The following is a 25,952-nucleotide window of genomic DNA, read 5'->3' as shown; positions in this document are numbered from 1 at the left end:
GGGGCCGCATACGGCAGTATCGGGAGATGGAACGCCTGTTGAACCCGCGAGACGTCAGGGGCCTCCCGAAGGCCCACCTGCACCTGCACTTCACCGGCTCGATGCGCCCCGCCACCCTGCTGGAGCTGGCCGACAAGCACGGCGTCCGGCTGCCGGAGGCGCTCAGCTCCGGCGAGCCGCCCAAGCTGCGGGCCACCGACGAGCGCGGCTGGTTCCGCTTCCAGCGCCTGTACGACACCGCCCGCTCGGTGCTGCGGGACGAGCAGGACATCCGCCGGCTGGTCCTGGAGACCGCCGAGGACGAGCGGCGGGACGGCTCCCGCTGGCTGGAGATCCAGGTCGACCCGACCTCGTACGCGCCCCGGCTGGGCGGGCTGATCCCCGCCCTGGAGCTGATCCTGGACGCGGTGGAGCACGCCGCCGCAGCCACCGGGGTGGGCATCCGGGTGCTGGTCGCGGCCAACCGGATGAAGTCCCCGATGGACGCCCGGACGCTGGCTCGGCTCGCCGTCCGCTACGCCGACCACGGGGTGGTCGGCTTCGGCCTGTCCAACGACGAACGCCGGGGCCTCGCCCGGGACTTCGACCGGGCCTTCGCGATCGCCCGCAACGGCGGGCTGCTGGCCGCCCCGCACGGCGGCGAGCTGGCCGGCCCGGAGTCCGTCCGGGACTGTCTGGACGACCTGGGCGCCACCCGGATCGGCCACGGCGTACGGGCCGCCGAGGACCCGCGGCTGATGCAGCGGCTGGCGGACCGCCAGGTCACCTGCGAGGTCTGCCCCTCCTCCAACGTCTCGCTCGGGGTCTACGAGCACCCCGAGGAGGTCCCGCTGCGCCGGCTCTTCGACGCCGGGGTGCCGCTGGCACTGGGCGCGGACGACCCGCTGCTGTTCGGCAGCCGGCTGGCCGCCCAGTACGAGCTGGTCCGGGACGTCCTGGGCTTCAGCGACGCCGAACTCGCCGAGCTGGCACGGCAGTCGGTGCGCGGCTCGGTCGCGCCGGAGTCGGTCCGCAAGGAGCTGCTGGCGGACATCGACGCCTGGCTGGCGGACGGCCACGCCGCCCCTGTGGACGCGGCCGACGCGACCGCCGTCACCGCCTAGGGCCTGTCCGGCGGATCTTGTCGGATCAGCGCGCGGCGTCGGGCGCCCGTCTGGGCGTGCGCCCGAATCGCCCTCGTACTGGGTGTACTTGGACGATTCTGGCGTGCGTCCAGGCGGGATGATCCGGCGTCGTGCGCCCGGCAAGATCCGCCGGACAGGCCCTAGGGCCGGTCAGAGCGCGACGCCCACCATCACCGGCTCGTTCACCAGCTCCACCCCGAAGGCCTCGCGGACCCCGTCCCGGATCTCCCGGGCCAGCTCCAGCAGGTCCTCGGCGGTGGCCGAGCCACGGTTGGTGAGCGCCAGGGTGTGCTTGGTGGAGAGCGTCGCCGGGCCGCTGCCGTAGCCCTTGCCGAAGCCGGCCCGGTCGATCAGCCAGGCCGCGGAGGTCTTGGTGCAGCCCTCCGGCGCCGGGTAGGCGGGGGCGTTCTCGGTGCCCGGGCGGGTCCGGAACGACTCGTACTGGGCGGCCGTGAGCACCGGGTTGGTGAAGAAGGAGCCCGCCGACCAGGTGTCGTGGTCCGCCGGGTCCAGCACCATGCCCTTGCCGGCGCGCAGCAGCAGCACCGCGTTCCAGGCCGCGCCGACCGGCACCCGGTCGCCCTGCTCGACGCCCAGCTGCCGGGCCGTCTCGGCGTAGCGGATGGGGGTGGAGAGCCCGCCGTCGTCCTCCAGGCGGAAGCGGACCCGCAGCACCACGTAGCGGTCCGGCTCGGCCTTGAAGCGGCTGTGCCGGTAGGAGAACGCGCACTCGGCGTTCGAAAGGGTGACCACCTCGTCGGCCGTGCGGTCGTAAGCGACCACCTCGGTGATCGACTGCGCGACCTCCTGGCCGTATGCGCCGACGTTCTGCACCGGGGTGGCGCCGGCCGAGCCGGGGATGCCGGCCAGGAACTCGATGCCCGCCAGGTCGTGGTCCAGCACCGTCCGGCGGACCACCTCGGACCAGGTCTCGCCGGCCGCGACCTCCAGCGCGGTGCCGTCCAGGACGAAGCCCTCGGTGGCGATCCGCAGCACGGTGCCGGGGAAGCCGGCGTCGCCGATGACCAGGTTGGAGCCGCCGCCGAGGACCAGCAGCGGCTCGCCGGCCGCGTCGGCCTCGCGGACGGCGGCGACCACCTCGTCGTCGGTGTGGGCGGTCACCAGCCGGCGGGCCGGGCCGCCGAGCCGGAGCGTGGTCAGCGGGGCGAGGGGGGCGTCGTTTTCTACCAGCACGCCCACCAGCGTACGGGGGAAGGTCCCGCCGAAAGGACACGCTTTCCTTTCGGCGGGACCTTCCGCTCCGCACCCGCTCGGACGCTCGGACGCTCGGACGCTCGGACGCTCGGACGCTCGGACCAGGGACCGGACGACTCAGCCGAGCCGGACGACCGCCCGGGACATCCCGAGGACCTTCTGACCGCCGGTGGTGGCCAGCAGGTCGACCTGCACCCTGCGGTCGTCCAGCTTCTTGGCGACCTTGGCGGAGACCTCGACCACCGCACCGACCCCGTCGTTGGGCACCGGCACCGGACGGGTGAAGCGCACGCCGTACTCGACCACCGCGGCCGGGTCGCCGACCCAGTCGGTGACCACCCGGATCGCCTCGGCCATGGTGAACATGCCGTGCGCGATGACGTCCGGCAGGCCGACCTCCAGGGCGAACTTCTCGTTCCAGTGGATCGGGTTGAAGTCGCCGGAGGCGCCCGCGTAGCGCACCAGTGTGTCGCGGGTCACCGGGAAGGACTGCGCCGGCAGCTCGGTGCCGACCTCGACCTCGTCGTAGCTGATCGCCATCGCGCTCACTCCCCTGCCTCGTCGGCGGCCCGGGCCACCAGCGTCATGACCGACGTCACCACGTGCTCGCCGGTCGCGTCCGTCACCTCACCACGCACGGTGAGCACGTCATTGCCCGCCAGCGACTTGATGTTGTCGATGGTCACCGCGACCGACAGCCGGTCGCCGGCCCGCACCGGGCGGGTGTAGGCGAACTTCTGGTCGCCGTGCACCACCCGGCTGAAGTCCAGACCCAGCTCCGGGTCCTGGACGACCTGGCCGGCCGCGCGGTAGGTGATCACGAACGGGAAGGTCGGCGGGGCGATCACGTCCGGGTGGCCCAGCGCCTTCGCCGCCTCCGCGTCGGTGTACGCCGGATTGGCGTCGCCGATCGCGGTCGCGAACTCACGGATCTTCTCCCGGCCGACCTCGTACGGCTCGGTGGGCGGGTAACTACGCCCGATGAAGGAGGGGTCGAGTGCCATGGCAGCTCCTCGGAACGCGGGTGGATACGAAGCGGACGGATACGAAAATGACTCCGGGCCACACCCCTCATGAGGGATGCGGCCCGGAGTCGAAGACCTGATTTCACACAGGCCCGATGCCCTGCGAGAGGGTCAGCGGGTCTCGCGGTGCGCGGTGTGCGAGTTGCAGCGGGGGCAGTGCTTCTTCATCTCAAGACGGTCCGGGTCGTTACGCCGGTTCTTCTTGGTGATGTAGTTCCGCTCCTTGCACTCCACGCAGGCCAGCGTGATCTTCGGGCGGACGTCGGTGGCAGCCACGGGAGTGCCTTCCTTGGACAACGAATAAGAACACAACAAGAGTAGCCGACCGGGAGTGCGATCTCCCGACCGACTACGCGGGGTAGCGGTGACCGGACTTGAACCGGTGACACAGCGATTATGAGCCGCTTGCTCTACCAACTGAGCTACACCGCCACAGTGATCCGCAGCACAGCCGAAGCTGACCACTTCTCACCAGAGCCCCCATGCGGAATCGAACCGCAGACCTTCTCCTTACCATGGAGACGCTCTACCGACTGAGCTATAGGGGCGAACGAGGAAGAGATTACACGTTTCGCGCCCGGAGGTGAAATCCGTATCCCGCGGCGAAGACCGCAGGTGGGCGAGGTGCACGGACGAGCGATCCAAGGCCGGGCGTTCGATCGGCCCGCGAGCCGTAGGGCCGGGGGCGGCAGGACCACGGCCCGACCCGATACGACTATTGCCCGCCTCCCGGCGCCCCGCCCCCGTGCGCCATAGGCTCGACCCTCATTGATCGGGATCGACCGGCCGACCGCACGGGGCCGGCACGAGAAGGAGCCGGCGATGGACAGCGCAGCCGCGGACGGGCCGCACCACGGGCCCGGCTCGGCCGCCAACCCGCTCGGACACGGACCGGTCCTGCTGCTCACCGGCGCCCGGCTGGCCGACGGGCGGGTGGTGGACGTGCGGATCAGCGGCGACCGGATCCAGGCCGTCGGCACCGTGGGCAGCCTCGGCCCGCTGCCCGCCCTGCCCGGCGCCCCCACCGTCACCACCGGCGCCCGGATCGACCTCAGGGGCTACCTGCTGCTCCCGGCCCCCGCCGAGGCGCACGCCCACTACGACAGCGCCTTCTCCGCCGCCCTGCCCGCCCCGCCGCCGGACACCCAGACCGATCTCACCCGCCGGGTCACCGAGGCCGCGCTCACCTCGCTCGGCTACGGCGCCACCGCCCAGCGCACCCACGTCCGGATCGGCGACGTGCACGGGCTGCGCCGGCTGGAGGCGGTGCTCACCGCCCGGCAGGCGCTGAGCGGGCTGGCCGACCTGCAGGCGGTGGCGATGCCCCGGCTGCTCACCGGCCGGGCCGGTGCGGACGGCCGGGCGCAGCTGCGCGAGGCGCTCAAGCTGGGCGCCACGGCGGCCGGCGGCTGCCCGGAGCTGGACCCGGACCCGGCCGGGTACGTCCAGCTGCTGCTGGAGGCCGCCCGGGAGGCGGACTGCCCGGTGGACCTGCACACCACCGCCGGTGACGCCGCCCAACTCGCCCGGCTGGCAGGGGCCTTGGCGCCGCTGCGGCCGCGGGTGACGCTCGGGCCGTGCGGGGCGCTGGCCCGCGGTGCGTCGACGGTGCTGGCGACCAGCGGGGTGCGGGTGGTCTGCCTGCCGCAGAACGGCGGCTGCACCGGCCTGGAGGGCCGGGCGGCGGGCCTGCGGCCGGGCCTGCTGAGGGAGTTGGCGGCGGCGCAGGTGCCGCTGGCGGCGGGCAGCGGGGCACTGCGCGACCCGTCCAACCCGGTCGGCCGGGCGGATCCGCTGGAGTCGGCGTACCTGCTGGCGGCGGGCGGGGAGTTGGGCCCGGAGGCGGCGTACGACGCGGTGGCGAACCAGGCCCGGGCGGCGCTCGGGCTGCCGCCGGTCCGGGTGGACGCCGGGTTCCCGGCGGAGCTGCTGGCGGTGCGCGGGGACAGCCTGACCGGGGCGCTCGCGGGCGGGCACAGCCGGCTGGTGGTGCACAGCGGCCGGGTGGTGAGCCGGACCAGCGCGGTGCGGGAGTTCGCCGACACCGTGGCGCTGGCGCTGCCCCGGCAGTCCGGAAGCACCGAGGACTGACCCAGGGCTGACCGACGTGGCCCGGCAGGGCTCGGCGGGGCTTGGCAGGGCTTGGCAGGCAAAGGGGCGCGCGACGGATGGCCGCGCGCCCCTCCCCCACCTGCTGGCCGTCCGTGGACGGCGGCGCGAGCGGCCCCAGGCTTCCCCCACACGGAGCAGGGCCGCTCGCTTCGGTACCGACGCTACGCCCACGGAGCACCGCCGCCGACCGGCCTTGACGCCCTCCTGTCGGCGAACCGGCCGCTCTTGACGGGCCGTTGACGGGCGGGCCCGGTCAGGGCACGTACCGGTACCCGATGCCCGGCTCGGTGATCAGGTGCCGCGGCCGGGCCGGGTCGCGCTCCAACTTGCGGCGCAGCCCTGCCAGGTAGACCCGCAGGTAGTTGCCGCGCCCCTCCTGGGCGGGCCCCCACACCTCGCGCAGGATCTGCCGGCCGGGCACCAGCCGGCCGGGGTTGGCGAGCAGCAGGGTGAGGATCCGCCACTCGGTCGGGGTGAGCCGCACGGTGCCGTGGGGGCCGTGCACCGTGGTGGCCGCGAGGTCCACGGTGTGCTCGCCGATCACCGGCCGGCCGGGGAGGACACCGCTCGGCGGGCGGCGCAGCACGGCGCGCAGCCGGGCCAGCAGCTCGTCCATCAGGAACGGCTTGGTGAGGTAGTCGTCGGCGCCCGCGTCCAGGGCGCCGATCTTGTCGGCGGCGTCGCTCCGGCCGGAGAGCACGATGATCGGCGCCGCGCTGTGGGTGCGCAGACCGCGCAGCACGTCCATCCCGTCGAGGTCGGGCAGGCCGAGGTCGAGCAGCACGGCGTCCGGGGCGGAGTGCGCGGCCCGGTCCAGCGCCTCGCCACCGCTGGCGGCGGTGCGGACGGCGTACTGCCGGGCGCTGAGGTTGATCCGTAAGGTGCGCAGGAGAGCGGGTTCGTCGTCGACGACCAGGATTTCACTCATGCGGCAGTTCCTCCCGGGGTGCGGCGGGCAGGGTGAGCAGCATCGTGGTGCCGCCGCCGGGGGTGTCCTCGACCTCCAGGCTGCCGCCCATGGCCTCGGCGAGACCGCGGGAGAGGGCGAGGCCCAGGCCGACGCCGGTGGTGTTGTCGGTGTCGCCGAGGCGCTGGAAGGGCAGGAAGACCCGGTCGCGGTCCTCGGGGGCGATGCCCGGGCCGCGGTCGATCACCCGGAGCTCGACCTGCTCGGCGTGGTGGCTGGCGGTGACCAGGACGGGCGCGCCGGGGGCGTTGTGGCGCAGCGCGTTGGTGATCACGTTGGCGAGCACGCGTTCCAGCAGCGGCGGGTCGGCGAGCACCGGCGGGGCGGTGTCGAGGTCCAGCGGCTGGATCGGCGCGTACGGGTCGGTGAGGCTGTCGAGCGCCCTGGGCAGGATCTCGTCCAGGTGGATCTCGGTGACGTGCAGGGTGAGGGCGCCGGCCTGGAGGCGGCTCATGTCGAGCAGGTTGTCGACCAGGCGGGTGAGCTTGACCAGGGACTCGTCGGCGGTGGCGAGGAGTTCGGCCTGGTCCTCGGGCGAGAACTCGACGTCGGGGCTGCGCAGCGAGCCGACCGAGGCGCGGGCGGCCGCCAACGGGGTGCGCAGGTCGTGGCTGACGGCGGCGAGCAGGGCGGTGCGCATCCGGTCGGCGGCCTTGATCGGTTCGACCTCGGCGGCGACCACGGCCAGCCGGTCGCGTTCCAGCGCGGCGCCGACGTGGGCGGCGAAGGCGGTGAGCACCCGCTGGTCGGCGGCGGGCAGCCGGCGGCCGGTGAGCACCAGGAGGGCGTCCGGGCCGACCGGGACCTCGGTGGTCTCCTTCGGCCCGTCGGCCGGGTCCGAGGGGTCGGCCGGGTGCTCGCCCTCACAGTGCGCGAGCACCTCGCCGTCGCCGCGGGAGAGCAGCGCGACGGCCCGCATGCCGAAGGCCGTGCGGGACTTCTCCAGCAGGGCGGGCAGGGCATCGGCGCCGCGCAGCACGCTGCCGGCCAGGGTGGAGAGGGTCTCGGCCTCGGCGGTGGCGCGGGCGGCCCGGGTGGTGAGCCGGCCGGCGTGGTCGACCACGGTGGAGACGGCGAGTGCGATGGCGGTGAAGACCACCAGGGCGACGATGTTGTTGGTCTCGCCGATGGTCAGGCTGTGGACCGGCGGGATGAAGTAGTAGTTCAGCAGCACCGAGGCGATGACCGCGGCCACCAGGGCGGACATCGCGCCGCCGAGCAGGGCGACGATGACCACGCCGAGCTGGAAGATCAGCGCGTCGGTGGTGAGGTTGATCCGGTGGTGGGCCTGGGACAGCAGCGCGGTGAGCACCCAGGGCATGACGAAGCCGGCCGCGTAGCCGAGGACGGTGCGGCGCCTGGAGTGGCGCCGGCCGAGCGAGGGCAGCCGGCCGCGGCCGGTGAACTCGTGGGTGACCATGTGGACGTCGATGTCCTCGGAGCCGTCCACGGTGGTCTGTCCGGTGCCGGGCCCGGTGAGGAAGCGGTTGATCCGGCCGCGGCGGCTGGTGCCGAGCACCAGCTGGGTGGCGTCGTGGGCGCGGGCGAAGGCGAGCAGCGCGGTGGGGACGTCGTCGCCGACCACCACGTGGTAGCTGCCGCCCAGGGTCTCCACCAGCTGCCGCTGCTGGGCGAGCGCGCCGGAGGAGGCGCCGGCCAGGCCGTCGCTGCGGGAGACGTGGACGGCCAGCAGGTCGCCGCCGGCGGTGCGGTCGGCGATCCGGGCGGCGCGGCGGATCAGGGTCTCGCCCTCGGGGCCGCCGGTCAGGGCGACCACGACGCGTTCGCGGGTCTCCCAGACCCGGTCGATGCTGTGGGCCGACCGGTAGTCGCGCAGGCCCTCGTCGACCCGCCCGGCGACCCAGAGCAGGGCGAGTTCCCGAAGTGCCGTCAGGTTGCCGACCCGGAAGTAGTTGGAGAGCGCGGCGTCCACCTTCTCCGCTTTGTAGACGTTGCCGTGGGCCATCCGGCGGCGCAGTGCCTGCGGGGCCATGTCGACGAGTTCGATCTGGTCGGCCCGGCGGACCACCTCGTCCGGGACGGTCTCGCGCTGGGGGATGCCGGTGATCTTCCGGACGACGTCGTTCAGCGACTCCAGGTGCTGGACGTTGACGGTGGTGATGACGTCGATCCCGGCGGCCAGCAGTTCCTCGACGTCCTGCCAGCGCTTGGCGTGCCGGCCGCCGGGGATGTTGGTGTGCGCCAGCTCGTCCACCAGGACGACGGCCGGGCGGCGGGCGAGCGCGGCGTCCAGGTCCATCTCCTCGAACTCGGCGTCCCGGTAGGAGCGGTGGGCCCGCGGCAGGACCTCCAGGCCGGCCAGCATGGCCTCGGTGTGGCGCCGGCCGTGGCACTCGATGAACCCGACCACGACGTCGGACCCGCGTTCCTGTCTGCGCCGGGCCTCGTCCAGCATCCGGTAGGTCTTGCCGACCCCGGGGGCGGAGCCGAGGTACACCCTCAGCCGACCGCGGCGCACGCCGGGGCCGGGGGTGAGGTCGCGGGCCATGGGCACTGCTCTTTCCATCGGGAGGTGGTGCACGTCTGCGGACACGGGGCGGCCGGCCCGGGCGCGGGGATCCTCCCGTGCCCGGGCCGGCCCGGTCACCAGCCTGTCTGAGCCGGTGTCACTTCTGCTCGCTGAGCGCCTTGTTGAGGAGCACGACGTTGACCGCCTCGTTGCCGAGGAAGCCGGCCGATCGGCTCTCGGTGTACCTCTCCACCAGTGCGGCCACCTTCTCCACCGGCAGGTTGCGGGCCTTGGCGACCCGGTCGACCTGCTCCTTGGCGTAGGCCGGGGAGATGTCCGGGTCGAGACCGGAGCCGGAGGCGGTCAGCGCGTCGGCCGGGACGCCCGCCGGGTCGACCCCGTCGAACGCGGCGACGGCGGCACGGCGGTCGTTGACGGCCTTCAGCAGGTCCTCGCTGTTCGGGCCGAGGTTGGAGGCGCTGGACGAGGACGCGTCGTAGCCCGCTCCGGCGGCGGAGGGGCGGGGCTGGAACCACTTCGGGTCCGGCTGCGCCTCCTCCTTCGGGTCGTCCGGGTTGGTCTTGGGCAGGTTGTAGTTCTGACCGAGCAGGCTGGAGCCGATCTCCTTGCCGTCGGACTTCACGATCGAGCCGTTGGCCTTCTCGGTGAAGGCGACCTGGGAGATGCCGGTGACCAGCAGCGGGTAGGCGACTCCCAGGATGACGGTGAGCACGAGGAGCACGCGCAGGGCGGTGAAGTGGGTCCGCACGGTGGCGGGCAGGGGCTTGGACATGGCGGTGGACTCCTCTCTCAGCTGAGGCCGGGGATGAACTGGACGATCAGGTCGATCAGTTTGATGCCGACGAACGGCACCACCAGGCCGCCGAAGCCGTAGATCCCGATGTTGCGGCGCAGCAGCGAACTCGCGTCCGAGGGACGGTACTTCACGCCGCGCAGGGCGAGCGGGATCAGGCCGATGATGACCAGGGCGTTGAAGATGATCGCCGAGGTGATCGCGGACTGGGGGCTGTGCAGGCCCATGATGTTGAGGTGGCTCAGGCCCGGGTAGACCCCGGCGAACATCGCGGGGATGATCGCGAAGTACTTGGCCACGTCGTTGGCGATGGAGAAGGTGGTCAGCGCGCCGCGGGTGATGAGCAGCTGCTTGCCGATCTCCACGATCTCGATCAGCTTGGTGGGGTTGGAGTCCAGGTCGACCATGTTGCCGGCCTCCTTGGCCGCCATGGTCCCGGTGTTCATCGCGACGCCGACGTCGGCCTGGGCGAGCGCGGGGGCGTCGTTGGTGCCGTCGCCGGTCATCGCGACCAGCTTGCCGCCCTCCTGCTCCTTCTTGATCAGGGCCATCTTGTCCTCGGGCGTGGCCTCGGCGAGGAAGTCGTCCACGCCGGCCTCCTCCGCGATCGCCTTGGCGGTCAGCGGGTTGTCACCCGTGATCATGACGGTCTTGATGCCCATCCGGCGCAGCTCGTCGAAGCGCTCCCGCATGCCCTCCTTGACCACGTCCTTGAGGTGGATGACCCCGAGGACGCGGGCGGGCCGGCTGCCGGTCTTCGTGGCCACCACCAGCGGGGTGCCGCCGGCCGCGGAGATGCCGTCGACCAGCGCGGACACCTCGTCGGTGACCTTGCCGCCGTTCTCGGTGACCCAGTTGGACACGGCGGCGGCCGCGCCCTTGCGGACCTGGTGCACCCCGTCGGCCTCGTCGAGGTCGACGCCCGACATGCGGGTCTGGGCGGTGAACGGAACCCAGGTGGCGTGCGTCAACTCGCCCTGGGCGCGGGCCCGCAGACCGTACTCGGTCTTGGCCAGGACCACGATCGAGCGGCCCTCGGGGGTCTCGTCCGCGAGGGAGGAGAGCTGCGCCGCACTGGCCAGCTCGTCCGTGGAGACCCCGCTCACCGAGAGGAACTCGGCGGCCTGGCGGTTGCCCAGGGTGATGGTGCCGGTCTTGTCGAGCAGCAGGGTGTTGACGTCGCCGGCGGCCTCGACGGCCCGGCCGGACATCGCCAGCACGTTGCGCTGCACCAGCCGGTCCATGCCGGCGATGCCGATCGCGGACAGCAGCGCGCCGATGGTGGTCGGGATGAGCGCCACGATCAGGGCGACCAGGACGATCATCGACTGCGGGGCGCCCGCGTAGGTGGCCATCGGCTGGAGCGTGACGACCGCGACCAGGAAGACGATGGTCAGCGAGGCCAGCAGGATGTTGAGCGCGATCTCGTTCGGCGTCTTCTGCCGGGCGGCGCCCTCGACCAGGGCGATCATCCGGTCGATGAACGACTTGCCGGGCTCCGAGGCGATCTTCACCACGATCCGGTCGGACAGCACCTTGGTGCCGCCGGTCACCGCGGAGCGGTCACCGCCGGACTCGCGGATGACCGGCGCGGACTCGCCGGTGATCGCCGACTCGTCCACGGAGGCGACGCCCTCGACGACGTCGCCGTCGCCCGGGATGATCTGCCCGGCCTCGACCACGACGTGGTCGCCGAGTCGGAGCGCGGTGCCGGGCACCTCCTCCTCGTCCTGCGTGGCCGGCCAGTTCGTCAGCCGGCGGGCGACGCTCTCGGTCTTGGTCTTGCGCAGGGTGTCGGCCTGGGCCTTGCCGCGGCCCTCGGCGACGGCCTCCGCCAGGTTGGCGAAGATCGTGGTCAGCCAGAGCCAGACGGTGATGGCCCAGGCGAAGACACTGGGGTCGGCGATCGCGGAGACGGTGGTGACCACCGAGCCCACCTCGACCACGAACATCACCGGGTTCTTGATCATCACCCGGGGGTCGAGCTTCCTCACCGCGTCCGGCAGGGACGCGACGATCAGCTTCGGGTCGAGGAGGCCGCCGGAGACTCTGTGCGGCGCCGCGGGCTCGGCCTGGTCGACCGGCGCGGGAGTGAGCGTGGGAGTGGACATCAGGAGGTGAGACCTTCCGCGAGCGGCCCGAGGGCCAGGGCCGGGAAGTAGGTGAGGCCGACGACGATCAGGATCACGCCCGACAGCAGGCCCACGAACAGCGGCTTGTGGGTGGGCAGGGTGCCCGGGGTCGCCGGGACGGGCTGCTGCTGCGCGAGCGAACCGGCCAAGGCCAGGACGAAGACGATCGGCAGCAGACGGCCGAAGATCATCGCCAGGCCGAGCGCGGTGTCGTACCAGTCGGTGTTGACGGTGATGCCGCCGAAGGCCGAGCCGTTGTTGTTGGCGGCGGAGGTGAAGGCGTACAGCACCTCGGAGAAGCCGTGGGCGCCCGAGTTGAGCATCCCGGCCCGCTCGCCCGGCAGGGCCATCGCCACACCCGTGCCGACCAGCACGATCGTCGGGGTGGTGAGGATGTACAGCGAGGCGAACTTCATCTCCCGGCCGCCGAGCTTCTTGCCCAGGTACTCGGGGGTACGGCCGACCATCAGGCCCGCGACGAACACCGCGACGATCGCCAGCACGAGCATCCCGTACAGGCCGGAGCCGGTGCCGCCGGGCGCGATCTCGCCCAGCATCATGTTGAAGACCGCCAGCCCGCCGCCGAACGGCGTGAACGAGTCGTGGAAGGAGTTCACCGCGCCGGTCGACGTCAGCGTGGTCGAGGCGGCGAACAGACCGGAAGCCGCGATGCCGAACCGCTGCTCCTTGCCCTCCATCGCGGCGCCCGCGGCCTGCAGGGCGCTGCCGGAGTGCTGCGACTCCGCGAAGGTCAGCAGGGCGGTCGAGGCGACCCAGAACAGGCCCATCACGGCGACGATCGCGTAGCCCTGGCGGTTGTCGCCGACCATCCGGCCGAAGGTCCGGGGCAGCGCGAACGGGATCACCAGCAGCAGGAAGATCTCGACCAGGTTGGAGAAGCCGTTCGGGTTCTCCAACGGGTGCGCCGAGTTGGCGTTGAAGAAGCCGCCGCCGTTGGTGCCGAGCAGCTTGATGACCTCCTGGGACGCCACCGGGCCGCCGGGGATCTTCTGCACCTCGCCGCTGAGCGTGGTCACCTCGTGGAAGCCGTGGAAGTTCTGGATCACCCCGGAGGCGGCCAGGACCAGGGCGAACACGATCGAGATCGGCAGCAACAGCCGCAGGTTGATCCGGACCAGATCCACCCAGAAGTTGCCGACCCGGTCGGTCCGGTTGCGGGTGAAGCCCCGGATCAGCGCCGCCACGACGGCGATGCCGACGGCCGCGGAGACGAAGTTCTGCACCGCCAGGCCGGCCATCTGCGCCAGGTGGCCCATCGCCTGCTCGCCCGAGTAGGACTGCCAGTTGGTGTTGGCGACGAACGATATCGCGGTGTTCCAGGCCTGGTGGCCCTCCATCTGCTGGACACCCAGGCTCAGCAGCAGGTGGTTCTGGAGGCGGATCAGGCCGTACAGGAAGAGGACGGAGACCGCCGAGAAGGCCAGCACCGAGCGCAGGTACACCGGCCACCGCTGGTCGGCGTCACCGTCGACGCCGATCACCTTGTAGATGCCGCGCTCGACTCTGAGGTGCTTCGAGGTGGTGAGGAGCTTGGCGATGTAGTCGCCAAGGGGGCGGTAGCACAGGGCCAGCGCGCCGACGAGGGCGAGGGCCTGCAGCCAGCCCGCGAGAGTGGAGCTCATGTCAGAACTTCTCCGGGTAGATCAGCGCGACGACGAGGTAGCCGACGAGGGCGACGGCCACGATGAGGCCTGCGATGTTCTCGGCGCTCATGCGTCCACCTCGCTGCGCTCGCCGGTCGCTTCGCGCAACACGCGCCCCTGGATGGTCCGCTCGCTACGCTCGCTCACAGCTTCTCCACCCCCCGCGCGATCAGGGCGATGACGGCGAACACGGCGACCGTGACACCGACGTAGATGAGATCGGACATGGGCTCCACCAGCGCGGTTCGGAAGATGCCGCGACCTGGCCGGAGGGCTCGCGCGGCGCCGGCGGACGACCGGCAGATGCAGCAAATCAGCGGTCAGTGGCACGTTTCGGAGCCCTGACGCCCTCCATACGGGTGATAGCGCCGCGTTGACGCGACCTTGACGCCGACCGGTCGGGAATGGCCGCCGGGACGGGCGCTCGTACGCCGAACGGCCCCTGGCAGCGCGTGCTGTCAGGGGCCGTTCGGCGGGCTCTCTCCCCTTGCGACGTCACATCCGCAGCCGCAGCCGCAGCCGGCAGACCACCGCGTCGGTGTGCGGCGCAGGGCGCGGTCGATCACGGCGCCGCGCCGGTTCTGCAGCGGTTCTGCAGCGCTTCTGCAGCGCCTGCTGCCACCGGCGGGCGGGCTCCACCTCGGGGATCAGTACGGTCAGCCGGTCGTAGGCGTGCTCCGCGCCGAGCTCGTTGACGAAGGCGGCGATCGGCGGGCCCAGCCTGCGGTGACCGCCCGGGATCTCCACCAGCGGGACGCCCGGCTGCCACAGCTCCCGGTCCCGGCGCAGCGCCTCGGCCGCGGCCGAGGCGTGCACCACGGTCGCGAGCGGCTTCGATGCCCCCTTGACGCGGCCGCCGCGCCACCTGCGGGCCTCCGGCCCGACGACTGTTGGCGGGGGTGGGGTGAGCCGTTGTCCCGGCGGGCGCCGGTTGGGAAGACGATCAGCTCGGTCGAAGGACTCCCACCCCCGGCTCCCCACTCTGCTGCCTGCCACCCGTAATTGCAAGCAATGCGCAATAACTGCCCCTACCGACAGCCCGGGCGGGCGGCGCACCACGGCGGGCGCAGGCAACGAAAAAGCCCCCGATCCGCGTTTCCGCAGATCGGGGGCCGTTTCTCTATCCTGTGGCTGGTGCAGGGTTCGAACCTGCGTAGCTTGCGCGACAGATTTACAGTCTGCTCCCTTTGGCCGCTCGGGCAACCAGCCAGGATTTTTGCCGCCCGGGGTGTTTGCCCCGTTCGACTTGGTAAACCATACCTGATGCCATGGGGTGCTCCGCCACTCGATAGATCACGCGATGATCAAGGAGCGCGGTGCGGTCGGCGCGGGCGGGCGCGGGGTGGTGCTGGATAGGCTGGGGCGGCGGTCGCCCCGTGGGGCGGGCCGTGCCAGTGAAGCCAGAGCATCAAGGAGACCAACACCCATGGCCGACTCCAGTTTCGACATCGTCTCGAAGGTCGAGTGGCAGGAGGTCGACAACGCGATCAACCAGACCTCCCGCGAGATCGCGACGCGCTTCGACTTCAAGGGCGTGGGCGGCGAGATCAGCCGCTCGGGCGAGAAGATCGAGATGAAGGCCAACGGCGAGGAGCGCGTGCGGGCCATCCTCGACGTGCTGCAGACGAAGTTCATCAAGCGCGGCCTGTCGCTGAAGGCGCTGGACGCCGGTGAGCCCCAGCTGTCCGGCAAGGAGTACAAGATCTTCGCCGACATCAAGGAGGGCATCACGACGGAGGACGCGAAGAAGGTCGCGAAGATCATCCGTGACGAGGGCCCGAAGGGCGTCAAGGCGCAGGTCCAGGGCGACGAGCTGCGCGTCAGCTCGAAGAGCCGCGACGACCTCCAGGCCGTGCAGGCCCTGCTCAAGGGCAAGGACCTGGACTTCGCGATCCAGTTCGTGAACTACCGCTAGTCGACCGCGTCGGCCTGCGTCGACGCCACCAGGCGGACGGCGGAACGGCTCCGCTCCCGGGTTCGGGAGCGGAGCCGTTTGCGTGTCGGTGGTGGGGCGGGACGAGGCGGGGCGGGTCAGCCGGTGGCGGGGTGGCGGTGCGGCGCGGTGGTCAGGGCGTGGGCCTGGGCGCGGAGGGTGTCGAGTTGCTGTTGCAGGGTGGCGGTGGTGCCGGGTGACGTGGGCGGGGTCGGGACCGTCACCGGCGGGATCGTCACCGGCGGGACGGTCACCGGCAGGGTCGGGAGCTGGCCGATCAGGCCTTGCAGGGCGCTCAGCAGGGCGGCGATGAGCTGTTGGAGGGCGCCGAGGTCGAGGGCACCGGAGGTCACCGACGAGATCAGGCCGGTGAGCTGCTTGATGATGTCGCCGATCGCGGCGGTCGGATCCGGCACGGCGGGGACGGCAGGGGTGTCGGGGACAGCCGGAATGGCGGCGTCGACCGGGTCCGCCGGGTCGGCGGCCGGGAGGGTCGACGGTGCCCCGCCCAGGAGGGCGGCGAGATCGGCGGGGAGGACAGGGGCTGCGGGAACGCCGGGGACACCGGGGACACCGGGGACGGAGACGGTGGTACGGGAGGCCGCGGCTCCATGGCCGGCGGCGGTGGCGGACGCCGTGGCGACCATGGTCAGCGCAAGCGCCGCGGTCAGCACGACGACCATCCGGGTGGCACGCATGGGGACTGCTTCCTCTCACTGTGGATCAGGCGAGATCGCCTGCTTCACAAGGTCGGGCAGTCGTACGGGCACAGCCACCGCAGGTACGCCGAACGGTGCGGGCAGGCCTTCAGTCGGCGGCGGCCGTCGCCCACTCGCGGGTGCTGCGGTGCCGTCCGAGGCCGACCGCGGCGAACTCGTCCGTCCCGCCGTCGCCGGGGTGCGCGCCGAGCAGGCGCAGGGCGCGGGAGATCGGGGTGCCCTCGGGCGGCGCGGGCTCGAACTCGCCGCTGCCGAGCGGGCCGAGGACGATCCGGCCGTCCACCCAGACGGCGGCGCGCTGGGTGCCGCTGCCGCCGGAGTACTCGGCCTCCACGCAGGCGATCGGGCCGGCCTTCGACCAGGCGGCCAGCCGGAGTTCGAAGCCGTCCGCGTGCCGGCCGAACCCGGCCCCGCCGACGGGTTTGTCGGCGCTGCCGTCGCCCTGGAGAGCGGCGAGGACCGAAGAGGTGACCGGGATCAGTGCCAGCCCCTGCCCCAACGGCACCACCCGGGCCGCCGACACCTCCGCCGCCGCCACCCTCAGCAGCTCCAATGTTCCTATCAGCGCCTGGAGTTCATAGGACATGCCGGACATCGTGTCCCACCGCACCGACAGTCGGCCCGGTATTTATGATTCCGTGCCCGCTCGGAGACCGTAGAGCAGGCTGAGCACCGTCACGAATCGGTCCGGGGCCATGACAGTCCGACGGCAACCCGGCGGCAGCCCGACGGCAGCCCGAATGCGCTCCCCGCTTCCCCGTGGCAGGTCACCCACTCGGGTGCCTGCCGCATGCGGCGGCCCCGGCCCCCGGGTGGACTGGCCGGGTACGGCCCGCCCCGGGGGTCTCCCCCGGCTCCCGCCTCGCCGACCGTCGCCGCCCCCCGTTGACGCCGACCGCCACCGGCCGCGCCGCGCCGGGCCGGGCCGCAGCCGACCGGGCCGTACCGGAGGAGGACAGATGAGTTCCACGGACGCGCCCCCGCCCGGCCGGAGCAGCCCCGACGGCGCCCCGGCAGCAGTTGCCCCGGCAGGAGCCCCGGCCACCCGGGAGCGCACCGGCTCGGTGGCCGGCCGCCTGGCTGCCGCCCCGCGGATGTCCTGGGTGACGCTCGCCCTGATGACGACCAGTTCGGTGGCCAGCCTGCGCTCCGCCCCGACCATGGCGGTCTACGGCCTGGCCTGCGTCTTCCTCTACTCTCGTCCCGGCGGTCGTGTTCCTGCTGCCCACCGCGCTGGTCTCGGCCGAGCTGGCATCCGGCTGGGAGGGCGGCGTCTACCGCTGGGTGTCGGAGGGGCTGTCGAAGCCGCTGGGCTTCCTCGCGGTCTGGTGCCAGTTCGCGATGACGATCTTCTACTACCCGTCCCTGCTGGCGTACGTGGCCTCGACCATCGCGTACGTGGTGAACCCGAGGCTGGCCGGAAACGGCCCGTACACCGCCCTGGTGATCATGGTGCTGTACTGGACCGGGGTCTGGGTCTCCTCGCGCGGGACGAAGGCGGTGGCCGGGCTGTCCTCGATGGGGCTGGTGATCGGCACGCTGGTCCCCGGCACGCTGCTGGTCGTCCTCGGCTTCGTCTTCCTCGGCGAGGGCAACCCCTCCGCCGCCCCGATGGACGCCGCGCACCTCTTCCCGCAGTGGACCGGGCTGGCCAGCCTGGTGCTGATCGTCAACAACTTCCTCAGCTACTCCGGCATGGAGATGAACGCGGTCCACGTCTCCTCGCTGCGCGACCCGGCCCGGGAGTTCCCGCGCTCGATGTTCACCGCCTCCGCGATGGTGCTGGCGATCTTCATCCTGCCCGCGCTGGCGATCAGCTGGGTGGTGCCGTCCAGCGAACTGAGCCTGACGGCCGGGGTGATGCAGGCCTTCGACGCCTTCTTCCAGTACTTCCGCGTCGGCTGGCTCACCCCGGTCATCGCGGTGGCGCTGATCGCGGCCTCGCTCGGCGGCATGCTCACCTGGCTCGCCGGGCCGTCCAAGGGCCTGCTGATGATCTCCCGGCAGGAGGGCTACCTGCCGCCGTTCCTGCAACGGCTCAACAGGGAGGGCGTCCAGCAGAACCTGCTGGTCACCCAGGGCGTGATCACCACCGCCATCGCCCTTCTGTACGCCCTGATCCCGAACGTCTCCAGCGCCTACTGGATCTTCTCGGTGATCACCACACAGGTGTACCTGATCGTCTACCTGCTGATGTTCGCCGCCGCGATCCGGCTGCGCCGCACCCAGCCCGACCACCCGCGCGGCTACCGCGCCCCCGCGCTGGTGCCGATGTGCGTGATCGGGCTGTTCTCCTCGGCCGCCGCGATGGCGATCGGCTTCGTACCGTCCTCGCAGTTCGGCAGCGGCAGCGTCTGGTCGTACATCGGGATCGTCGGCGGCGGCCTGCTGGTCCTCGGGCTGGTGCTCCCGTACTCGTTCCTGCGGCTGCGCAAGCCCGGTTGGCGTTCCCCGGACGCCGCGGCCGAGTTGGCCGCGCAGGAGGCCGCCGAGCTGCACGGCGCCGAGCCGCACGGCACCGAAGGAGGTGCGGCATGACCGCCAACCCGATGGCCTCCCGGCACCGCTGGATCTACCTGGGCTCGATCGCCCTGCTGGTCGCGATGCTGGTCACCGGCCTGCTCTCGTTCACCCAGCTGCACGCCACCGACCTGGCCGACCGGAAGGCCAGGAAGCTTTCCGAGGCGCTGAGTTCGGCCGGATATCCGGTGCCGACGCAGGAGCAGATCGTGCACAACCTCGGCGAGGACGGCGGGGCCGTCTGCGCGGACCCGGCGAACGCGCTGACCCAGGCGCAGTGGAAGTACGGCATGTCCAACGGCGCCGGCGGGCCCGGCCAGCGGCCGGTGCTCTCCGACCGCGAGGTGGTGCGCGGCGAGGCGATCGTGCTCTCGGTGTACTGCCCCGACAAGCTCGCCGCCACCCAGGACCGGATCGACGACCTCGACCTGCGCGACACCGTCCGCAGGTAGCCCACGCCAGGCAGCCCACGCCGGTAGCCCACGGGAGCTCGAATGACCGACGAACTCGCCCTCCGCATATCCGAGTTGATGCCCAGGGCCCAGGCCGACCTGGCCGAGCTGGTGGCCATCCCGTCCGTCGCCGACCCCCGGCAGTACCCGCCGGAGAAGTGCCGGCAGGCCGCCGAGTGGGTCGCCGCCGCCTTCACCGAGGCCGGCCTGCGCGACGTCCACCTGGAGGAGACCCCGGACGGCAGCCACGCCGTGATCGGCCACCGCCCGCCGCCGCCCGGCGCCCCGACCGTGCTGCTCTACAGCCACTACGACGTCCAGCCCCCGCTGGACGACGCCGCCTGGGAGTCCCCGCCGTTCCGGCTCACCGAGCGCGACGGCCGCTGGTACGGGCGCGGCGCCGCCGACTGCAAGGGCAACATCGTCATGCACCTCACCGCGCTGCGCGCGCTCGGGGAGGACATCCCGGTCGGCCTCAAGCTGGTGGTCGAGGGCTCCGAGGAGCAGGGCACCGGCGGCCTGGAGCGGTACCTGCCCCCGCACGCCGGGGAGTTGCACGCGGACGCGCTGCTGGTCTGCGACACCGGCAACGCCGCCGTCGGCGTCCCGACCGCCACCACCTCCCTGCGCGGGGTCGCCAACGCGGTGGTCACCGTCCGGGCACTGAAGGGCGACCTGCACTCCGGCATGTTCGGCGGCGCCGCCCCGGACGCCCTCGCCGCGCTGGTCCGGATGCTCGACGCGCTGCGCGACGCCGACGGCGGCACCCGGATCGACGGCCTGGACTGCGACGGGACGTGGAGCGGCGCCGGCTACGACGAGGCGGCCTTCCGCACCGACGCCGGCGTCCTGGACGGCGTCCGGCTGACCGGCTCCGGCACCGTCGCCGACCGGCTCTGGGCCCGCCCCGCGGTCACCGTCCTCGGCATCGACTGCCCGCCGGTGGTCGGCTCGACCGCCGCCGTCCCGGCCACCGCCCGGGCCCGGGTGAGCCTGCGGGTGCCGCCCGGCACCGACGCCGGCACCGCCCTGGACGCGCTGATCGCCCACCTGGAGGCCGCCGCACCCTGGGGCGTACGGGTGGAGTTCGTCCGGGAGAGCGCCGGCTCGCCGTTCCGGGCCGACACCGGCGGGCCCGGGTACGCCGCGCTCGACCAGGCGATGCAGGAGGTCTACGGCCGGCCGATGTCCTTCCTCGGCCAGGGCGGTTCGATCCCGCTCTGCAACGTCCTCGCCGCCACCTACCCCGACGCGGAGATCATCCTGATGGGCGTCGAGGAGCCGCGCTGCCTGATCCACGCGCCGAACGAGAGCGTCGACCCGGGCGAGATCGCGAACATGGCCCGCGTCGAGGCGCTGTTCCTGCGGAACTTCGCCGACTCGGCCGGGCGCTGAGGGAGTTCGAGGAGCATGGAGGCCCAGCAGAGCCCGTCCGCCCCCAGAGGAGGAACCGCCGTGCCCCGACCCTTCACCGTCGAGGACTACGCCGCCCGGATGGCCCGCGCCACCGCCGAGGCGACCGCCGCCGGGCTGGCCGGCCTGGTCGTCGCCCCCGGGCCCGACCTGGCCTACCTGTGCGGCTACACGCCCACCGCGATCACCGAGCGGCTGACCACCCTCGTCCTCACCGCCGGCCGTCAACCCGCCTTGCTGGTGCCCAAGTTGGAGCGACCGGACGCCGCGAAGGCGGTCGGCGCCGCGGCCGTCCGGCTGCTCGACTGGGCCGACGGCGAGGACCCGTTCGCCACCGCCGGCCCGCTGCTCGACCCGGCAGGGCGGTACGGCGTCTCCGACAACGCCTGGGCGATGCACCTGCTCGGTCTCCAGTCCGCGCTGCCCGGCGCCGCCTTCACCTCGCTCACCGAGAGCCTGCCGATGCTGCGCGCGGTCAAGGACACCGAGGAGCTGGAGCGCCTGGCCGCGGCCGGCGGGGCCGCGGACGCCGCGTACCGCAGGATCCTGGAGGTCGGGTTCGCCGGCCGCCGGGAGAGCGACATCGCCGCCGACCTCGGCGCGCTGCTCATCCAGTACGGGCACAGCCAGGTCGACTTCACCGTGGTCGGCTCCGGCCCCAACGGCGCCGACCCGCACCACGAGGCCGGTGACCGGGTCATCCGAAAGGGTGACACCGTGGTGCTGGACTTCGGCGGCCTCAAGGACGGCTACGGCTCCGACACCACCCGGACGGTGCACGTCGGGCCGGACGTCCCGGCCGAGGTCCGGACGGTCCACGACCTGGTCAGGACCGCCCAGCAGACCGCCTTCGAGGCCGTCCGCCCCGGCGTGAGCTGCCAGGAGATCGACCGGATCGCCCGCCGGGTGATCACCGAGGGCGGCTACGGCGAGTACTTCATCCACCGCACCGGGCACGGGATCGGCACCACCACGCACGAGCCTCCGTACCTGGTCGAGGGCGAGGAGCGGCCGCTGGTGCCGGGCATGTGCTTCTCGATCGAGCCCGGGATCTACCTGCCCGGCCGGTTCGGGGTGCGGATCGAGGACATCGTCACCGTCACCGGTACGGGCGGCCGCCGCTTCAACAACACCCCGCACGAGCTGGGCATCGTGGCATGACCGCCCGGCCGACTCCGATACGGGCCTCCGTCGGGCCCGGGACCGGGCCCGGGGTCGGGCACTGGGCCGGCCGTACCGTCGGCCGGGCCGGCGTCGACCCGACCGCCGTCGACCCGACCGCCGTCGACCGGGCCGGCGTCAACCGGGCCGTCAACCGCGCCGCCGACCGGTTCGGGCGTTCTTACGATCCGGTCATGCTTCACCCAGAGTCCTCCAAGTTTGGGTTGCTATTTTCGGTGCGCATGACCAAGACCCTCTCCCCGGCCGCGCCACCCGCGCGGACCGGGCAACCGCGCCCGGTGCCTCCGCCCCGCCCCCGCGGGACGGGCTGGTCGAGACTCCGGTTCCTGGCCTGGCCGCTCTACCTGACCGGCCTTCTCTGGTTCCTGCGCACCGAGGGCATCCCGGCCGCCAACGACGTGCTGTTCCTCTGGCTGATCGGGGCCCTGCTCACCGCCGCCGTGCACAGCGGGCACGGCCGCCGCGGCTTCCTCCTGGTCCTGCGCGACTGGGTCCCGGTGATGGCCGTGGTGTGGACGTACTCGCTGCTGCGCGGCTACGGCGCGCACACCCCGTGGGCCCCGCACTGGCTGCCACAGCTGCGCTTCGACGAGGCGCTGGGCTTCGGCGAGACCTGGACCGTCCGGCTCCAGCACGCCCTCTACACCCCCGGCTCGCCGCACTGGTACGACTACGCGGCGGTGGGCGTCTACCTCTCGCACTTCTTCGTGGTCTTCCTCCTGCTCGCGGTGCTCTGGCGGCGCGCGCACCACCGGTTCCGGCAACTGCTCGCCTGCTACCTGACGCTCACCTTCGCGGGCTTCGCCACCTACCTGCTCTACCCGGCCGACCCGCCGTGGCTGGTCGCCCAGCAGGGCAACCTGCCGCACCTGTCCCGGGTGGTCTGGGAGGTGATCTCGGCGAGCGGGCTCCCGCAGGCCGACTCGCTGCTGGAGAACGGCAGTCAGTTCGCCAACGACGTCGCCGCGATGCCCTCGCTGCACTCCGCCTACCCGGCGATGCTGCTGTTCCACTTCTGGCCCACCGCCCGGCCCTGGCTGCGGGCGGTGCTGGTCGGCTATCCGCTCGCGATGACCTTCACCCTGGTCTACGGCGCGGAGCACTTCATCATCGACGTCTTCGTCGGCTGGGCGTACGCGGCCGCGGTGGTGTTCGGCCTGCGGTGGCTGCGCAGCCGCCGTACGACGCCGTCGAAGGGCACGGCAGACTTGGCCGGGTGAAGTCGCAGACGCCGAGGGAGCCGAGCACCCGGCCCGCCGCCAAACCCACCGCCAACCCCACCGCCAACCCCACCGCCGAACAGCTGCTGGCCGCCAAGGACACCACCATCCCGGACGTCACCGGGCCCGGGCTGCGGGTGCTGTTCTGCGGCATCAACCCGGGCCTGTGGTCCGGCGCCACCGGGCACCACTTCGCCCGCCCCGGCAACCGCTTCTGGCCCGCCCTGCACCGCTCCGGTTTCACCCCGCGCCAGTACCGGCCGGACGAACAGGGCGAACTGCTCGCGCTCGGCCTGGGCATCACCAACGTCGCCCCGCGCACCACCGCCAAGGCGGACGAGCTGACCGCCGAGGAACTGCGGGAGGGCGGCGCCGCGCTCCGCGAGCGGGTGCTGCGGCTGCGCCCGCGGGTGCTGGCCGTGCTCGGCATCGGCGCCTACCGGACGGCCTTCGGGCAGCGGCGGGCCGCGATCGGGCGCCAGCCGGAGGGCATCGGCTCCACCGAGGTGTGGGTGCTGCCCAACCCCAGCGGGCTCAACGCGCACTACACGCTGGACGCGCTGGCCGAGGAGTTCCGGCGGCTCCGGGAGGCCGTGGAGGGCCGAGCGGGCGCCGGGGGCCGAGCGGGCGCCGGGAGCTGAGCGGGCGCCGGGAGCTGACCGGTCTTCGAGAGCTGAGTAGCCGTCGCGAGCTGAGCGGGCGCCAGCCCCACCGGCAGCGGGACGTCGCGCAGTTCGCGGATCAGCGCCCGGACGGCGGCCGTCCCCGCCAGCTCGGGCGTGGTGACGTACCCGACGAAGCGGCTCGGCGGGCGCGGCCCGAGGTCGGTGACGGCGAGCCCGGCCGGGGCGCCGAGCAGGGCGGTCCGGGGCATGATCGCCATGCCGAGGCCCTGGGCGACCAGCGAGAGGGCCACCGTGTCGTCCTCCACGTTCACGGTCGCGGGCGGGATCCAGTCCTGCCGCTGCCACCAGTCCCGGGTGTACGAGCCGCAGTTCTCGTCCCAGTCGACCAGCGGCAGCTCGCGCGGCGCCCGGTGGCCCTGCGGGTGTGCGAGCGCGTACGACTCCTCGTACAGCCGCACCGCGACCAGCCCGGGCACGGCCGGCGGGCCGCCGGCGTCCAGAGTGGCCAGCCCGAGGTCGGCGCGGCCGTCGGCGACCTCCCCGGCGGTGCCGCGGCCGATCTCCCGGACGATCCGGACGTGCGTGCCGAGCCCGGGGTGGCGCTCGGCGAGCCGGGCCAGGACGGACGGCAGCAGGTGGGCGGCGGCGCTGCGGAAGGCGGCGATCCGCAGGGTGCCGGTCAACGGCCCGTCCGTGCCCGCGCCGCGGACCTCTGGGCCGATCGCGTCCAGCAGCCGTAGGATCCGGCGGGCGTACGCCACGGCGCGGGCGCCGGCCGCGGTGGGGCGTGCGCCGTGGCGCCCGCGCTCGAAGAGCACCGCCCCGAGCTTCCGCTCGCAGGCGCGCACGGCGTGCGAGACGGCGGACTGGGTGGTGTCCAGGCGCGCGGCGGCCGCCGTGAAGCTCTGCTCCTCGTCGACGGCGACCAGGATCCGCAGCTCGTGCGGGGCGAGATCGGTCATGCCCCCGAATCTATCGGCCGGTGGGCCGATCCATCGATCCCGCTCATGGAAAGCGCCGTTCCATCGACGGATGCCCCTGCCCGACCGCTCCCCCGCTTCCTACGGTGGTCACATCCCGCCCGTCCTCACCCGTCCGGAGCACCGATGTCCCGCCCCACCGCCCGCGCCGTCCACCTGGTCTCCCGCCCCGACGGCGCGCCGACCGCCGAGAACTTCGCCTTCGTCGAGGAGAGCATCCCGGCGCTCGCGGCGGGCGAGGCCCTGGTCGAGAACATCTACCAGTCCGTCGACCCGTACATGCGCGAGGAGATGGACGAGGGCGGCTGGGACCTGCACGCCCCGCTGGAGGGCCGCACCGTCGGCCGGGTGGTGGAGTCCCGGACCGACGCCCTGCCCGTCGGGACGGTCATCCTCCACCGCCAGGCCTGGCGCACCCACTCGGTGGTCACCGCCGAAGGCTCCTTCGTGCTGCCCGAGTTCGACGGCGTCCCGCTCAGCGCGCACCTGTCGGTGCTCGGCGGCACCGGCCTGTCCGCCTTCGTCGGTCTGACCCGGGTCGCCCGGCTCCAGCCCGACGAGACGATCTTCATCTCGGCAGCCGCCGGCGGCGTCGGCACCGCCGCCGGACAGCTCGCCCGGCTGCTCGGCGCCGGACGGATCATCGGCAGCACCGGCTCGGCCGCCAAGGCCGCCCACCTCACCGAGAAGCTCGGCTTCGACGCCGCCTTCGACTACCACGACGGCCCGATCGCCGACCGCCTGCGCGAGGCCGCCCCCGAGGGGCTGCACGTCTACCTGGACAACGTGGGCGGCGACCACCTCGCGGCCGCCATCGACACCCTGCGCGACCACGGCCGGATCGCCTGGTGCGGCGCCGTCGCCCAGTACAACAACCCGCAGACCCCGCCGCCCGCGCCGCGCAACCTCTACGACGTGGTCGGCAAGAGCCTGCGGCTGGAGGGCTTCCTGGTCCGCAACCACCTCGACGCCCGGCCGGAACTGTACGACTTCCTCGTCCCGCACCTGCGCTCGGGCGCCGTCGTCCCGGACGAGACGATCGTGGACGGCTTCGACGGTGTGGTGGACGCGTTCCTCGGCATGCTGCGCGGGGCCAACACCGGCAAGATGCTCGTCCGCATCGCCGACTGACGCACCGCCGCCTGACGCACCGCCGCCTGGCGCCACCTCGGGCGGCGCCACCTCGACTGGCGCGGCGCCGGCCGACCCCCTGAGCGGTCGGCGCCGCGTCGGCACACTCCCGCAGCGTCGGCACACTCCGGCAGCACGGCCGGGCTCCTGCACGTCGTCACCGCCGAGCTCACCCGGGCCTCGGACGCCCCCGCGCTGAACGGCCTCCACCCGCTCGCCGTCGAGTCACCGGCGGCGGCCGAGGCAGCCCTCG

23 protein-coding genes, 3 tRNA genes and 1 pseudogene are annotated in these 25,952 nt (G+C 72.8%); 10 read left to right on the top strand and 17 right to left on the bottom strand.

Going from position 1 to position 25,952, the window contains the following annotated elements:
• Positions 1-26: 26 nt before the first annotated feature.
• Entirely contained in the window at positions 27-1,103 is a 1,077-nt protein-coding gene (locus BX285_RS08540) for an adenosine deaminase (RefSeq protein ID WP_097237454.1), read from the top strand.
• A gap of 171 nt (positions 1,104-1,274) precedes the next feature.
• Here BX285_RS08540 and BX285_RS08535 read toward each other — a convergent pair whose 3' ends face one another.
• The 6 genes from BX285_RS08535 to BX285_RS08510 all read right to left on the bottom strand — a co-directional run bounded on the left by BX285_RS08535 (position 1,275) and on the right by BX285_RS08510 (position 3,912).
• The gene (locus tag BX285_RS08535; RefSeq protein WP_097240171.1) at positions 1,275-2,318 is read right to left on the bottom strand and encodes a UDP-N-acetylmuramate dehydrogenase; all 1,044 of its coding nucleotides are present in this window, start codon (positions 2,316-2,318) and stop codon (positions 1,275-1,277) included.
• Between the two features lie 138 nt (positions 2,319-2,456).
• Positions 2,457-2,879: a MaoC family dehydratase gene (locus BX285_RS08530; protein ID WP_097237453.1), complete on the bottom strand. Its 423-nt coding sequence runs from the start codon at positions 2,877-2,879 to the stop codon at positions 2,457-2,459.
• Between the two features lie 5 nt (positions 2,880-2,884).
• Positions 2,885-3,343: a MaoC family dehydratase N-terminal domain-containing protein gene (locus BX285_RS08525; protein WP_097237452.1), complete on the bottom strand. Its 459-nt coding sequence runs from the start codon at positions 3,341-3,343 to the stop codon at positions 2,885-2,887.
• A 132-nt stretch (positions 3,344-3,475) separates the two neighbouring features.
• On the bottom strand, positions 3,476-3,640 hold the full coding sequence (gene rpmG / locus BX285_RS08520) for a 50S ribosomal protein L33 (RefSeq protein WP_006604855.1): 165 nt from the start codon (positions 3,638-3,640) through the stop codon (positions 3,476-3,478).
• 83 nt (positions 3,641-3,723) lie between these two features.
• A tRNA-Met gene (locus BX285_RS08515) sits at positions 3,724-3,796 on the bottom strand.
• Positions 3,797-3,839: 43 nt separating this feature from the next.
• Positions 3,840-3,912, bottom strand: a tRNA-Thr gene (locus BX285_RS08510).
• Between the two features lie 274 nt (positions 3,913-4,186).
• Between BX285_RS08510 and BX285_RS08505 the strand changes: the two genes are divergently transcribed.
• The gene (locus tag BX285_RS08505; RefSeq protein WP_097240170.1) at positions 4,187-5,455 is read left to right on the top strand and encodes a hydrolase; all 1,269 of its coding nucleotides are present in this window, start codon (positions 4,187-4,189) and stop codon (positions 5,453-5,455) included.
• Positions 5,456-5,729: 274 nt separating this feature from the next.
• On the opposite strand, the gene BX285_RS08500 is transcribed toward BX285_RS08505, so the two are convergent.
• The 8 genes from BX285_RS08500 to BX285_RS08465 form a co-directional block, all read right to left on the bottom strand.
• Entirely contained in the window at positions 5,730-6,404 is a 675-nt protein-coding gene (locus BX285_RS08500; RefSeq protein ID WP_097237451.1) for a response regulator, read from the bottom strand.
• Positions 6,397-8,952 carry a sensor histidine kinase KdpD gene (locus tag BX285_RS08495; protein WP_121174834.1) on the bottom strand — a complete coding sequence of 852 codons (2,556 nt, stop codon included), beginning with the start codon at positions 8,950-8,952 and terminating at the stop codon, positions 6,397-6,399. Before BX285_RS08495 ends, BX285_RS08500 begins: the two co-directional genes overlap by 8 nt.
• A 118-nt stretch (positions 8,953-9,070) precedes the next feature.
• Complete coding sequence (gene kdpC / locus BX285_RS08490) at positions 9,071-9,706, bottom strand: potassium-transporting ATPase subunit KdpC (protein WP_121174833.1); 636 nt, start codon at positions 9,704-9,706, stop codon at positions 9,071-9,073.
• 17 nt (positions 9,707-9,723) lie between these two features.
• Positions 9,724-11,838, bottom strand: a complete 2,115-nt coding sequence (gene kdpB / locus BX285_RS08485) for a potassium-transporting ATPase subunit KdpB (protein ID WP_097237448.1) — start codon at positions 11,836-11,838, stop codon at positions 9,724-9,726.
• Entirely contained in the window at positions 11,838-13,502 is a 1,665-nt protein-coding gene (gene kdpA, locus BX285_RS08480) for a potassium-transporting ATPase subunit KdpA (RefSeq protein WP_121174832.1), read from the bottom strand. Before kdpA ends, kdpB begins: the two co-directional genes overlap by 1 nt.
• A 1-nt stretch (position 13,503) precedes the next feature.
• The gene (gene kdpF / locus BX285_RS08475; RefSeq protein WP_097237446.1) at positions 13,504-13,593 is read right to left on the bottom strand and encodes a K(+)-transporting ATPase subunit F; all 90 of its coding nucleotides are present in this window, start codon (positions 13,591-13,593) and stop codon (positions 13,504-13,506) included.
• A gap of 425 nt (positions 13,594-14,018) precedes the next feature.
• Positions 14,019-14,342, bottom strand: coding sequence for a hypothetical protein (locus BX285_RS08470; protein ID WP_121174831.1), 324 nt, complete (start codon positions 14,340-14,342; stop codon positions 14,019-14,021).
• 309 nt (positions 14,343-14,651) lie between these two features.
• Positions 14,652-14,732: transfer RNA gene (locus BX285_RS08465), tRNA-Tyr, on the bottom strand.
• 217 nt (positions 14,733-14,949) lie between these two features.
• Here BX285_RS08465 and BX285_RS08460 point away from each other — a divergent pair.
• Positions 14,950-15,438 carry a YajQ family cyclic di-GMP-binding protein gene (locus tag BX285_RS08460; protein WP_097237444.1) on the top strand — a complete coding sequence of 163 codons (489 nt, stop codon included), beginning with the start codon at positions 14,950-14,952 and terminating at the stop codon, positions 15,436-15,438.
• Between the two features lie 116 nt (positions 15,439-15,554).
• Here the strand turns inward: BX285_RS08460 and BX285_RS08455 are convergent, their stop codons facing one another.
• Both BX285_RS08455 and BX285_RS08450 read right to left on the bottom strand, forming a co-directional pair.
• Positions 15,555-16,154 carry a hypothetical protein gene (locus BX285_RS08455; protein ID WP_121174830.1) on the bottom strand — a complete coding sequence of 200 codons (600 nt, stop codon included), beginning with the start codon at positions 16,152-16,154 and terminating at the stop codon, positions 15,555-15,557.
• Between the two features lie 109 nt (positions 16,155-16,263).
• On the bottom strand, positions 16,264-16,761 hold the full coding sequence (locus BX285_RS08450) for a hypothetical protein (protein ID WP_121174829.1): 498 nt from the start codon (positions 16,759-16,761) through the stop codon (positions 16,264-16,266).
• Between the two features lie 508 nt (positions 16,762-17,269).
• Here BX285_RS08450 and BX285_RS08445 point away from each other — a divergent pair.
• From BX285_RS08445 to mug, 6 genes and pseudogenes are all read left to right on the top strand, one after another.
• Positions 17,270-18,713, top strand: a pseudogene (locus tag BX285_RS08445) (APC family permease).
• Positions 18,710-19,147 carry a hypothetical protein gene (locus BX285_RS08440; RefSeq protein WP_259470463.1) on the top strand — a complete coding sequence of 146 codons (438 nt, stop codon included), beginning with the start codon at positions 18,710-18,712 and terminating at the stop codon, positions 19,145-19,147. The pseudogene BX285_RS08445 and the gene BX285_RS08440 overlap by 4 nt, the downstream one beginning before the upstream one ends.
• A 42-nt stretch (positions 19,148-19,189) precedes the next feature.
• A complete protein-coding gene (locus tag BX285_RS08435; protein ID WP_097237441.1) occupies positions 19,190-20,542 on the top strand; it encodes a dipeptidase in 1,353 nt (450 codons plus the stop codon).
• A gap of 15 nt (positions 20,543-20,557) precedes the next feature.
• Positions 20,558-21,721 (top strand): aminopeptidase P family protein, encoded by a 1,164-nt coding sequence (locus tag BX285_RS08430; RefSeq protein ID WP_097237440.1) that lies wholly within the window; start codon positions 20,558-20,560, stop codon positions 21,719-21,721.
• 242 nt (positions 21,722-21,963) lie between these two features.
• Entirely contained in the window at positions 21,964-22,962 is a 999-nt protein-coding gene (locus tag BX285_RS08425) for a phosphatase PAP2 family protein (protein ID WP_179852844.1), read from the top strand.
• Positions 22,963-23,045: 83 nt separating this feature from the next.
• Positions 23,046-23,603, top strand: coding sequence for a G/U mismatch-specific DNA glycosylase (gene mug, locus BX285_RS08420; RefSeq protein WP_259470689.1), 558 nt, complete (start codon positions 23,046-23,048; stop codon positions 23,601-23,603).
• Here the strand turns inward: mug and BX285_RS08415 are convergent.
• On the bottom strand, positions 23,507-24,550 hold the full coding sequence (locus BX285_RS08415; RefSeq protein ID WP_121174826.1) for a LysR family transcriptional regulator: 1,044 nt from the start codon (positions 24,548-24,550) through the stop codon (positions 23,507-23,509). The two genes, mug and BX285_RS08415, sit on opposite strands and share 97 nt — an antisense overlap.
• Positions 24,551-24,694: 144 nt before the next feature.
• Here BX285_RS08415 and BX285_RS08410 point away from each other — a divergent pair, with 144 nt between their 5' ends.
• Complete coding sequence (locus BX285_RS08410; RefSeq protein WP_097237436.1) at positions 24,695-25,699, top strand: NADP-dependent oxidoreductase; 1,005 nt, start codon at positions 24,695-24,697, stop codon at positions 25,697-25,699.
• Positions 25,700-25,952 lie beyond the last annotated feature (253 nt).

This window comes from Streptomyces sp. 1114.5 (assembly GCF_003635085.1).
Lineage (GTDB): Bacteria > Actinomycetota > Actinomycetes > Streptomycetales > Streptomycetaceae > Kitasatospora.
This window is presented reverse-complemented; position numbering and strand designations above follow the sequence as displayed.

Excerpts from the sequence above, each read along its gene's own strand:
- BX285_RS08540 (WP_097237454.1), top strand. The coding sequence starts at position 27 with ATGGAACGCCTGTTGAACCCGCGAGACGTCAGGGGCCTCCCGAAGGCC.
- BX285_RS08530 (WP_097237453.1), bottom strand. The coding sequence starts at position 2,879 with ATGGCGATCAGCTACGACGAGGTCGAGGTCGGCACCGAGCTGCCGGCG.
- BX285_RS08525 (WP_097237452.1), bottom strand. The coding sequence starts at position 3,343 with ATGGCACTCGACCCCTCCTTCATCGGGCGTAGTTACCCGCCCACCGAG.
- BX285_RS08505 (WP_097240170.1), top strand. The coding sequence starts at position 4,187 with ATGGACAGCGCAGCCGCGGACGGGCCGCACCACGGGCCCGGCTCGGCC.
- BX285_RS08500 (WP_097237451.1), bottom strand. The coding sequence starts at position 6,404 with ATGAGTGAAATCCTGGTCGTCGACGACGAACCCGCTCTCCTGCGCACC.
- BX285_RS08495 (WP_121174834.1), bottom strand. The coding sequence starts at position 8,952 with ATGGCCCGCGACCTCACCCCCGGCCCCGGCGTGCGCCGCGGTCGGCTG.
- kdpC (WP_121174833.1), bottom strand. The coding sequence starts at position 9,706 with ATGTCCAAGCCCCTGCCCGCCACCGTGCGGACCCACTTCACCGCCCTG.
- kdpB (WP_097237448.1), bottom strand. The coding sequence starts at position 11,838 with ATGTCCACTCCCACGCTCACTCCCGCGCCGGTCGACCAGGCCGAGCCC.
- kdpA (WP_121174832.1), bottom strand. The coding sequence starts at position 13,502 with ATGAGCTCCACTCTCGCGGGCTGGCTGCAGGCCCTCGCCCTCGTCGGC.
- kdpF (WP_097237446.1), bottom strand. The coding sequence starts at position 13,593 with ATGAGCGCCGAGAACATCGCAGGCCTCATCGTGGCCGTCGCCCTCGTC.
- BX285_RS08460 (WP_097237444.1), top strand. The coding sequence starts at position 14,950 with ATGGCCGACTCCAGTTTCGACATCGTCTCGAAGGTCGAGTGGCAGGAG.
- BX285_RS08455 (WP_121174830.1), bottom strand. The coding sequence starts at position 16,154 with ATGCGTGCCACCCGGATGGTCGTCGTGCTGACCGCGGCGCTTGCGCTG.
- BX285_RS08450 (WP_121174829.1), bottom strand. The coding sequence starts at position 16,761 with ATGTCCTATGAACTCCAGGCGCTGATAGGAACATTGGAGCTGCTGAGG.
- BX285_RS08440 (WP_259470463.1), top strand. The coding sequence starts at position 18,710 with ATGACCGCCAACCCGATGGCCTCCCGGCACCGCTGGATCTACCTGGGC.
- BX285_RS08435 (WP_097237441.1), top strand. The coding sequence starts at position 19,190 with ATGACCGACGAACTCGCCCTCCGCATATCCGAGTTGATGCCCAGGGCC.
- BX285_RS08430 (WP_097237440.1), top strand. The coding sequence starts at position 20,558 with ATGGAGGCCCAGCAGAGCCCGTCCGCCCCCAGAGGAGGAACCGCCGTG.
- BX285_RS08425 (WP_179852844.1), top strand. The coding sequence starts at position 21,964 with ATGACCAAGACCCTCTCCCCGGCCGCGCCACCCGCGCGGACCGGGCAA.
- BX285_RS08415 (WP_121174826.1), bottom strand. The coding sequence starts at position 24,550 with ATGACCGATCTCGCCCCGCACGAGCTGCGGATCCTGGTCGCCGTCGAC.
- BX285_RS08410 (WP_097237436.1), top strand. The coding sequence starts at position 24,695 with ATGTCCCGCCCCACCGCCCGCGCCGTCCACCTGGTCTCCCGCCCCGAC.